This is a genomic window from Methanoculleus sp. UBA413 (genome assembly GCF_002502935.1).
Classification (GTDB): Archaea; Halobacteriota; Methanomicrobia; order Methanomicrobiales; family Methanoculleaceae; genus Methanoculleus; species Methanoculleus bourgensis.
Genome location: NZ_DAQR01000140.1, coordinates 1 through 9,861, shown reverse-complemented (window position 1 = coordinate 9,861; position 9,861 = coordinate 1). Strand labels below are relative to the sequence as shown.

Here is a 9,861-nt window from a genome sequence, read left to right as displayed (position 1 = left end):
ACCCGGAGCGACCCCCCCGACCTGACCGGGTCGAAGATCGTATCGCCCCCGCCGAGGGGGATGCGTTTTGAGAGGTGCAGGTCCTGTTTGAGCGCCGCGGCGGTGGTCATATCCGACCCGAAGGCGAGGAACGACTCCTCGACCGCATACAGGTGCTCCACCTCGGCCTGCTCCTTGAACGAAGGGACGACGACGGCGTTGTAGACGGAGAGGAACATCACCAGGGCGGCGAGGAGGAGCATCGCCGCGACGACCGGGGCGACGGCGCGTTCGTCCATTCACTCCACCTCCCCGGTGAAGAGGACCGCGCGCGGTGTGACGAGGGACACTTTCTCGCCGCCGGTGACATCGTACTTCACGGTGATACTGCTCCCTATGTCGAAGACCTGTTTTTTGGGCGAGAGGTTGAAGTGTTCTTCGTCATTGAACAGGTCACCCGGAGGGCTGCGGTACTTGCAGACCCGTTTGTCCTCGCTCGTGAAGTTCGAGACGATGACCTCGAGGTCGCTCGCCTGCACCCAGTCGCCGCCCTTATGGTAGAGCGTGATGTTCTCAGTCGTGTTGGTTATCATGACGGTGACAGTCGGCGCCCGTTCGGTGGGGAGGCAGTTGTTGAGCGATACGGCAAAGATGGCGACGAGGAGGAGGAGGACAAGTGAGATCATGAGCATCTCCCCGACGACCCCGGATACTGCTTCATTGTTCATAGAGCACCCCCGATGAGCACGATAAAGACCACGACCGTCGCGATGAGGAAGACGATGCTGTGTTTGAACCCGGACATGATGCTGTTTGCGCTGAGCTGGCCGGCCATGATCCCTGAGAAGGCCCCGAGGACGATAGCGACATGGAACATATCGGTCACGTTCCCGGCGACATCCATGGCGACGTCGAACTTCGTGAAACTCGATATGAACCTGGTGTTGAGTTCAAGGGCAGTGTAGAGGTAGACACCGAACGAGAGGTATACGACGGCGATGTAGGTGAAGGCAGAGTTAAACCGCTCCCTCTTCATCTTGAGGTAGTGCTCAAAATCGCTTATGGCGACCATGAGGGTCTCCCTGAGGTGATCAGTGATCTCGCTCGCCTTCACCACGAGCGATATCGCGCGTTTTACTGAGACAAGCCCTATCCGCTCTTCCATCCTGACGAGGGCGTTGGTGATGCTGACGCCCCGCCGGATCTCCTCCGAGGTGATCTGCAGTTCCGAGCTCAGGAGCCCGAGTTTTGTGTTCGCGATCCGGTGTATCGCCGACTGGAGCGTCATACCGATATCCTTCATGTCGGCGAGCTCCCGCAGGAACTCAGGCATCTGGTGCTCGACGCTGTTGACGTACCACCGCCTCCCCTCGTAGGCGATCATCACCGGGAAGAGGGAGACGCAGATGATGATGCAGATGCTGACTTCTGTGGTGAACGTAGGGAACCACTCATCAAAGTGACCGAGCATGAAGAGTGCGGTGGCGACGCCCCCGAAGAGCATCGAGAGGATAAGACTCCAGTCGTAGTTTGATATATAATGACGGAACGGCTGTTTCAGCACCTTTAGCATGCTGAAGGCGCGGTTCCGGCGCTTCACGGTCTGGAGCAGGTCTGGATCGACCTCTCCCGTAGGTTGCGAGACGTCGGGGCGCTCGCGATCCCAGTCTTCCCGCCGGCTGATATCGAGGTTTTCCGTGGGGAGGAGGATATGCAGGATCCCAATCATCAGCAACGCCCCGGCAGGGATGCCGAGGGTGATCAGCGGCATCCAACTTGCGAGGTCGCCCTGCCCGGCAAGGTTCTGGGAGAGGATCATGATCATGATGACGATCGGGCCGGCGACGAACGCCGTGACGTAGACCTCGGCCATGATCTCGATGGTCTGGAGCGCCATCTCCTGCTCACGCTCTGCAACCTCCCTGAAGAACCCGGAACGCGCAGCGAGGAACGCGGTGATGTCTCCCCCGCTGTCGGAGAGGAGGGCAAGGTCGTTGAAGAAGTCAGCGAGGTTCGGCGAGGGGGTGACACGCTGGAGGTTCTTCATCGCTGTATGGAGGTCTTCCCCGAAGAGTTCCACGTCGCGCACGATCATACCGAACTCTTTTGAGACCTCCCCGAAGAGATCCATCTCTTCATAGACCTTCCTGATGACCTCGTAGACGGTCATGGTAGTGGAGAGGGCCTGCATATAGGTTATCGCGTAGGGAAGGTCGAGGTCGATCTTCGTCTTCCTCCCCTGTGCAACGAGGAAGGGGTAACTGTAAAGCGCGCCTGAAACCCCGGCTATCAGTATGAGGAAGAGGAGGATCTTCGTGATGGCGTCCGGGACAACCGAGAAGAGAAGGATCCTGTAGCCGGCGTGAGTGAGGTAGGCGATGCCCGCGAGGTACGCGGCCGCCGCTACGGCGGTGGCAAGGGCGATCTGGCGCATGTAGGCGCTGTATGGGATCGGGATGTGCGCCATCCGCAACGCTGTCCGGAGCGGGCCGCTCACCGGGAGGAGGGGGTCAGTCAAGGTCGACATCCACGTCACCCCTGAATGCGGACATGTGGCGGATCAGGTCGTCCACGTCCGTATGCCCCCCCGCGTGCAGCCGCTCCAGGAACCTCGCGCGCCGCGCGATCTCCGCCTCCAGTTCGGCACCTGACCAGCCATGCACCCTGGCGATCTCGTCAAAGAGCCCCGACCGTTCACTTTCACGGCAGAACCGGTCGGTTTTGGGGTCCCAGCGGTAGAGGCACTCGTGGACAACCTCCCGCCCCCGCTCGACCCTGAGTTCGTGGAGCGAGTCGCACCGCCTGACGGCCCCCTTCTCCGTGTAGTGGAGGGACTGGATGACCATCAGGTTCAGCGCCCCGAGCATCGCGACCGGCACGTTGATCGGGTCGCTTACCAGGCGGTTGATCGCCTCGTCGATGCTGCCGGCATGGAGGGTCGAGAACGTTGTGTGCCCGGTGTTCATCGCCTGGAAGAGGGTCTGCGCCTCGCGGCCGCGGACCTCCCCGACGATGATGTACTCGGGGCGCTGGCGGAGCGCCGCTTTGAGGAGGGCGAACATATCGACGTCCCCCTTCGAACCCCTGACGTTGATATCGCGGGTCTGCGTCGGCAGCCAGTTCTCGTGCGGGATCTGGATCTCACGGGTATCTTCTATGGAGACGATCTTTGAGTGGTAGGGTATGAAGAACGAGATCGCGTTCATCGTCGAGGTCTTGCCGCTCGCCGTCCCGCCGACGACGATCATGCTCCTGCGATTCTCGACGGCGAGCCAGATGCACGCGAGCACCTCCGGGCTGTAGGTCCCGTACTCGATGAGCGAGACCGGCGTCATCGGGTCTTTCCTGAACTTCCGGACCGTGAACGAGCTCCCTTTCGTGGAGACGATATCGGAGAACGTCAGCTGGACACGGGAGCCGTCGGGGAGCGCTGCGTCAACGAGCGGCGTCGTGAGCGATATCTGCCGGTCTGCCTTCTGGGCGACCTTGAGGACGAAACGGTTCAGTTCGTCGCCCGCAAAGATGATGTTCGTCGGCATGCTCCCGTAGCGCCGGTGATAGATGTAGACCGGGATGCCGACGCCGTTGCAGCTGATGTCCTCGATATGGTCGTCATACATCAGGGGGTCGATCCTGCCGTAACCCTGGAAACTGCGCCTCAGGTAGTAGTAGAGGACGTCGACCCGGTCGACGGCCAGTTTCGGCGAGAACCGCCGTATGATCGACACCGTTTCATCGTAGGCGAGGTTGATCTCATCCTTTTCCCTGGGCGAGTCGAAGAGGACGACGTCACGTATGTACTCGTGGGCCTCGTCGAGGATGATATACTCGGAGGGGTTCAGTTCCGGTTCGACCACCCTGTACCTGAGATTTGAAGTTTCATCTCTCGTGATGATGGTGTACGTGAATCCGGGGTTCAGCCAATAGGATGCCATCACGCCGTTGCCGACGGCAGCAGGGAGAGGCGGGGTTTCGGAGTGGGTTTCGGCCGCCGGCGTGTCCTGTTTTCTGAAGCGTGCGGTCAGTGTTCTGAAACTCTCCGGTATCCTGAGTCCTGTTGTCCGGGCCGCTCCGTCTTCTTCTATCGAGTCCTGATCCCGGTGCCTGAAGCGCGCAGCAAGCGCTCTGATACCCCCAGGTATCCTGAGCCCTGTAGTCAGGGTAGCTTCGCCTGCTCCGTCTGTCGTGTCCTGCTCCCGGCGCCGCAACACTTTCAATCCTCCCGTCTATGCATTTTCATTGATTTACCTATAAGGTTAACCAATTGGTGTTTCCATGCAGGCCGTGCCCGAACGCGATCTTCACCGGTGCGGCGCTCGTGGCCATCTGATCCTCACGTCCGCTGCACCGGTGCGATCCTGGGCAAAACGGGTGCATTCTCATGCGTCTGGTGGTTGGTTATGTATAGTAATACTTATTATATAAATTATGGTGGATTGTAATACTGGTGCGGGTGCATCCGGAAGCACAAAAAATACCCGTCGGGGCAAGGTGACCTACCTCCCACATTGAGATGATTGCGTCCTGAAATAATGAACGGGGGACCGGTTCACCGTATGGTGCAGGTGCGTGAGGGTGAACGCCAGCCGCACGCAGAAGGGTGCGGAAGTTCGCGAAGATCTGTTCGGGTACCTGCAACGCCCCTTCGCGAACTTCTGCGTGCGGCTCGATCACTCCCTGTACTGAAAACTTACGCGGGAGAGCGCGAAGATGACGTCGGATTTTTGGGTTTTAGATGACAAAAAGCACTAGGATAAGTCGGAGGTAGAGCTGTGTCGGTGATCTCCTACGCGGTAAACGCCGTCCTACTGGTAACCATAGGCATCGTCGTCGCAAACATCCTCGCCGAGACCGGGATCTTTTCCCGGCTCTCGGCGTTCACCGGCCCCCTCTGCAGGGTCTCCGGCCTCTCCGACACGTGCATCCTCTCGATCATCGCGATGGGGGTCAATGCCACAGCGGGCAAGTCGATGCTCGCCGGCTACTACCATGACGGGAAGGTGACGGAGCAGGAGGTGATCCCGGTCCTCATCATGGGTGCCTTCCCGGTGGTCCTCGGGGAATCGCTCTTCCGCGTCCAGCTCCCCGCGGCTCTTGTCCTCCTCGGCCCCGTCATCGGGGGGATCTACACCGGGTTGAACCTCTTCTCAAGCGGCATCCAGGCGCTTTTTGCCCTCCTCTACAGCCGCCGGTTCCTCGCAGAGCCTGGGCGCGCGCCGGTCCCGGTCCCTGCCGCCCCCGCGGCCGCCCTTGCGCTCAACCGGAAGGTTGTCATCGCCGGGTGCAGGAAGGCGGCCCCGACGCTCCGGCGGGTCGTCCCCGTCACCCTGGCCGCGCTGATCATCTTCTCCCTCCTCTCCGCAACCGGGGTCATGGACCTGGTCGCCGCCGTGTTCGATCCGGTCCTCAGGGCTGTCGGTCTCCCGGGCGAGAGTGCCGCGGCGCTCGTGGCGCAGTTCGTCCACTTCTCGGCAGGCTACGCAATCGTTGCCTCTCTCCTCTCCGGCGGCGTCCTCACGACCGGGACTGCGCTCGTTACACTCGTCCTCGGGAGCATGGTGGTCATCACCCTGATCTACATCAAGTACTCGGTGCCGCTCTACCTCTCCCTCTTCGGCCGGTTCGGCGTCAGGGTGGCGCTGGTCACGTACGCGGCGAGCATGGCCGCGAAGGTGGTCACGGTTGCGCTGGTGATGGTTCTGTTTTGAGGGGATGGAGTCATTCTGCCCGCCGGTGCCTGTACAGGTCTTCTGCCGCCGTGTGCTCGCATGGGTTACCCGGGCCGGCCTTTCCCTATTGGATCAGTGCACCCGATATGCGATTGTTGCGTCACGCGGGAGGGTGCGAAGGGGCGTTGCAGGTACCCAGGAATAGTGCATCGTGTCACCTTATTTTAGAACCTTTTGCCGCATGTTGGGGTGGGCACTCTGGTCTCATGCGGAAGCACGCGAAGAGAGACGGGGAGTCCCTGAAGATATCTAAATGTAAGGTGACAAAGAGCACGAGGAGGATCAGGGAATCACATCGCCACACCGGTACCTCTGTCGAGCAGTGCCCGATTACCCTTGGGGTGGCCATTCCCGGGCTTTGCCTCAACCCGGGCTGTCTTCCAGCACGGGGTTTGGGTTCTGGGGCGAGTCCCTGGCTCCAGGGTTTGTGTCCCTCCCGTCACCGGCACCCCATCCACGGTCCCCTGGCTCTATCGGTCCTTTCGGCGAGATCTTCCAGTCCTCTTCGGTTGATGTCCCCCTCTCCCCGGGATCGGCCGCGGGCGCATGCTCCCTGAGATAGTCCCGAATTTCCTGGACCCTCTCGTCACCCAGCATCCGACCGATCAACGCGTTGTTCATGGTATCGATCGACCGGACGATCGGAGACGCCGGATTAATGGAGTACCGGGGGATCGGGTCATTGGTGGCGGTGAGGATTCCCCATTCGACAAACTTCTTGACCACCCTGCCAACCGTGACCCGGCTTACGCCTGCTTCTTCCGAGAGTTCGGTGATGTTGAACTTCATGCCGTCAAGCGGCAACAGAAATTCAAGAAGTCGTAACTCACAGGTGTTCCCAAACACTCCTTCAAAGGGACGAACCATACCTATCACACCTTTAGATCGTTATTGATCGTTTCATCTTAATCGGGCAAGGAGACCCCGGCGTTCTGGCCGGGGAGAAACTGCCCCTCCGTACTATTTTTGTGTTCTGATAGCAATGCCTTCGTTGTCAGCGCATTGACGCCGACTCCCGAACGGGAGTTTTGACACATACTGCTGCTCGCGGATGATGTGCGCTGTCGGGTGAGGAGCAGGTAGCCGGTGATTCCGTGGGTCCACGGATAATCGGTAGTGGCCGCGTCAACCGGCCTGCACGAATAAGGCCCGTTCGGGCAACCTTCGGGCGAATTACATTGCATCGTTGTAGTTTCCATGAGGTTCCCGGTGCAAGCCCCGCCCTGGAGTACGGGGTAGTTGACTCACTTGCTCTACAGTGGTGACAATGCATACATACTCTGTGGTGATAACTTTTTTTATCACTATTGGTAAAAATACTTTGCTTTGTTCCTGCGGTCACTGCTACAGGCCGTCAAGAGTGATGTAGCCATGACTCACCAGTGTCCGAATCGCTCTATTCATGTCTGAAATGTAGTATTTCTCTTTCTTTTTCCGGATTTTTGTAATATATCCTTCGTTTAGCAGTATTTTTATGGTTTCATTAAAAGGGAGATGCCCTCTGCCGGGAAATTTATTGCCGTATAACTTACGCAAGAGTTCTGAATGGTACCCCTTATCTCTGTTTACACTCCTTCTTTTATAGAGGAGATTGAGAATAAAGAGAGATTCTTCAGTGAGTTCACACGACATAAGGTCCCATGAACGTTTGGAATTTCACGTTATATAATACGTGACCATCGGCGTCAGGTTAAGGCCAGGGCCTCCACCCTTCATATTCTCTTCTGAGTATGTGTTATTTTTTCGCGCGTCGTTTACCTGGCGGATGGAGCAGTTCAGGGTTCTGCTCTTCTCCTCGTTGTCCCGCGGGCTTCACACCCCCTGGTAACGGGGGCGCATGCCGTGGTAGGTACATCTCAAACGGATAAGATGGCGGGTTGAACCGCAATCCCCGATACAGCCTCTTGTCACACCTTCCCACCCTATCTCTTCCGGTGTTGTGCGGCAGGTTTGTCTGGTGCAGTTACCCGGTGTACGCGCACTGGCCCATCCTTGGTGAGTTGACGACGGGGAGCGACATCTCCTCGTCGCACTCGTGTTTCTCAAAACAGTCGTCACAGAAGAAGGGGGTTTCTGAATCTTCGTAGAGGCATTCGAGGCAGATCTCGGTTGCCGGTTCTCCGTAGACGGAACAGCGGATGTCGGGAGGATCGTTCCGGGCGACGAGTTCGACACTCTTTCTGCCTTTCGGGCTGAACGGGACGAGATCAAGCACCTTGAAGGTGAGGTATGTGGAGTCGCCATAGTCATAGATATACTCACCCGTCAGGCCAACCGAGAAGAGGTTTCCCAAGCTGGCGTTCATACCCTTCCCCCCGAAGTCCATGTCGGGGCTGGACTGGTAATCCTCACCGCATATGGTGAAAGCAGGGAGGTGACTGCAGCATTCGAGCCAGATATCCCTGAGTGCCTTATCTATCGCCTTCAGTGTGGCGTTTTTCTTTACAAGAAGGACGATCCAGTACTCGGGTTGGTACTCTCCCTGGAACATGAGAAGCCATGACTCTGCGTCCTGGTCAGGCCCCCGTTCCCGCGTGAGCTGCCTGACGACCTCGTCCTTTACTTTCCGCTTCGTAGTCGCAGTGTTCCCGGTGAGGATGTGTCCCGGATAGGTGCGTTGTGCCATGATGAGCATCTGTTGTTGTGTATGAAGTTTTTCCCACCTGCCGGGTCAGGTCAAGGAGCGGGACGAACATCCGGTCGTCCTGCACGGATTCGTCGGTGACCTCCAGAACAGGGACCTGATTGGTTTCGACGTCGATCATGGCATGAACTTTCAGCCATCCCCGCTGGCCTGCCACGTCTCCCGCATCCACCCACCTCCGGTGATCCTCGGGAGTCGCTCTTCAGGGTCCAGCTCCTCGTGGCCCCGGGTTGGGAAGAACGGGTGCTGACATCCTTCATGAACCTACAAAGAGTCCACCCTCCCGCCGTGCGATCTCTTCTACGGCTCCCGCAGAGAGCTCTGCGATCGGATAATAACTGCCACCGCTGATATCAGCAATCTCCCGGCAGTAGCCAAGAGAGAGGGGCTGGCGGGAAGATACCGTCTCGGTATCGATGACGACGGTTCGGATCCCGGCCTCTGCAATCACTGCGGATATACTGCGAATCTCCTGGCGGATCTCTCCCCCCATCCCGGTATTTGCCCTGCCATCTGAGATGAGCATCATCATTGGAAGAATATCGCGGCGTTTTTTACGCTCACGTTCAAGCATCTGCCGCCCCTTCTCAAGCCCAAGGGCAAGCGGCGTCCTCCCGCCCGTAGGGATATCCGAGAGGCGCTGATAAGCGAGTTCGACACTCCTGGAGAGGGGAAGGAGAACATCGGCATTGTCTCCCCGGAATGCAACAAGCCCTATCCTGTCCCTGTTTTTGTATGCGTCCTCAAGAAGAGAGAGGACGGCTCCTTTCGCGCTTTCCATCCTCTTCTCAGCACCCATCGAGCCACTGGCATCGACGACGAAGACGCAGGCGACCTCCGCTTTTCCGTTCCTTCGGGCCCGTCGGAGATCTTCGGGGAGGATCGAGATGGCATTCCCATCCTTCTCGCGGTCACGCTGGTGAGGTGCCGCCGCCCTGATGGTGGCATCGAGCGAGAGGCCCCGCCACTCGGCCGTCGGAGCAGTACTCGTCTTTCGCCCCCGGGGGTCCTCAGTCGGGGTCGGGATACGGCGGCCCCGCGCAGTCTTTCTGAGAGTGCGGTCGGGGTGTATATCATCCTGGATCGGTGCCGTATCGACCGGGGAGCCGATACCATGAGCCTCTTTTTTCCCCTGACCGGATGGCGGGGGCGAATGGGGCTCATCGCTTTCACCCTGCTCCTGCGGCGGGGACTCTGTCTCATCATCAGGGGAATCCAGGTCGTCACGGTCCGGGATGAGATCATCGAGGACACCCGGATCGATCTCGGGCTCCTCAAAGGGACGCTTTCGCATCCGGTGCGGGAGGGCAAGTGCGATAGCCTCGCGGACATCTGCCGGGGTGACGGACGTTCTCCCCTGGAATGCCGCGATCGTCTTTGCAGCCCGCACAACGGTGATCTCGGCACGGTGGGTGGTGATGCCGAGGTTGAGGCATGCGTTGATTATCTGTTTGACGAGGTCTTTTTCGATCTGGACCCCGGGAAGGGGCTCTGTTGAAACCCTCTAGT

Annotated in this window: 9 protein-coding genes and 1 pseudogene; 1 reads left to right on the top strand and 9 read right to left on the bottom strand. The window is 58.8% G+C overall.

Going from position 1 to position 9,861, the window contains the following annotated elements; translation table 11 throughout:
• The 4 genes and pseudogenes from BP858_RS12170 to BP858_RS12155 form a co-directional block, all read right to left on the bottom strand.
• Window positions 1–278 (bottom strand): annotated as a pseudogene (locus BP858_RS12170) (flagellin); the annotation flags it as partial.
• Window positions 279–707, bottom strand: coding sequence for a type IV pilin N-terminal domain-containing protein (locus BP858_RS12165; RefSeq protein WP_286879578.1), 429 nt, complete (start codon window positions 705–707; stop codon window positions 279–281).
• Window positions 704–2,506, bottom strand: a complete 1,803-nt coding sequence (locus BP858_RS12160) for a type II secretion system F family protein (RefSeq protein ID WP_074175457.1) — start codon at window positions 2,504–2,506, stop codon at window positions 704–706. The genes BP858_RS12165 and BP858_RS12160 overlap by 4 nt, the downstream gene beginning before the upstream one ends.
• Window positions 2,490–4,190: a type II/IV secretion system ATPase subunit gene (locus BP858_RS12155; protein ID WP_281768021.1), complete on the bottom strand. Its 1,701-nt coding sequence runs from the start codon at window positions 4,188–4,190 to the stop codon at window positions 2,490–2,492. The genes BP858_RS12160 and BP858_RS12155 overlap by 17 nt, the downstream gene beginning before the upstream one ends.
• 561 nt (window positions 4,191–4,751) lie before the next feature.
• Between BP858_RS12155 and BP858_RS12150 the strand changes: the two genes are divergently transcribed.
• Window positions 4,752–5,687 carry a nucleoside recognition domain-containing protein gene (locus BP858_RS12150; protein WP_074175460.1) on the top strand — a complete coding sequence of 312 codons (936 nt, stop codon included), beginning with the start codon at window positions 4,752–4,754 and terminating at the stop codon, window positions 5,685–5,687.
• Window positions 5,688–6,071: 384 nt separating this feature from the next.
• Here the strand turns inward: BP858_RS12150 and BP858_RS12145 are convergent, their stop codons facing one another.
• From BP858_RS12145 to BP858_RS12125, 5 genes are all read right to left on the bottom strand, one after another.
• Entirely contained in the window at window positions 6,072–6,575 is a 504-nt protein-coding gene (locus tag BP858_RS12145; protein WP_074175461.1) for a winged helix-turn-helix domain-containing protein, read from the bottom strand.
• 477 nt (window positions 6,576–7,052) lie between these two features.
• The gene (locus tag BP858_RS12140; protein ID WP_062265729.1) at window positions 7,053–7,340 is read right to left on the bottom strand and encodes a hypothetical protein; all 288 of its coding nucleotides are present in this window, start codon (window positions 7,338–7,340) and stop codon (window positions 7,053–7,055) included.
• A gap of 331 nt (window positions 7,341–7,671) precedes the next feature.
• Window positions 7,672–8,334, bottom strand: coding sequence for a hypothetical protein (locus BP858_RS12135; RefSeq protein ID WP_074175462.1), 663 nt, complete (start codon window positions 8,332–8,334; stop codon window positions 7,672–7,674).
• Window positions 8,225–8,473 carry a hypothetical protein gene (locus BP858_RS12390; protein ID WP_214166689.1) on the bottom strand — a complete coding sequence of 83 codons (249 nt, stop codon included), beginning with the start codon at window positions 8,471–8,473 and terminating at the stop codon, window positions 8,225–8,227. Before BP858_RS12390 ends, BP858_RS12135 begins: the two co-directional genes overlap by 110 nt.
• A 135-nt stretch (window positions 8,474–8,608) precedes the next feature.
• Window positions 8,609–9,796, bottom strand: coding sequence for a VWA domain-containing protein (locus BP858_RS12125; protein WP_286879583.1), 1,188 nt, complete (start codon window positions 9,794–9,796; stop codon window positions 8,609–8,611).
• Window positions 9,797–9,861 lie beyond the last annotated feature (65 nt).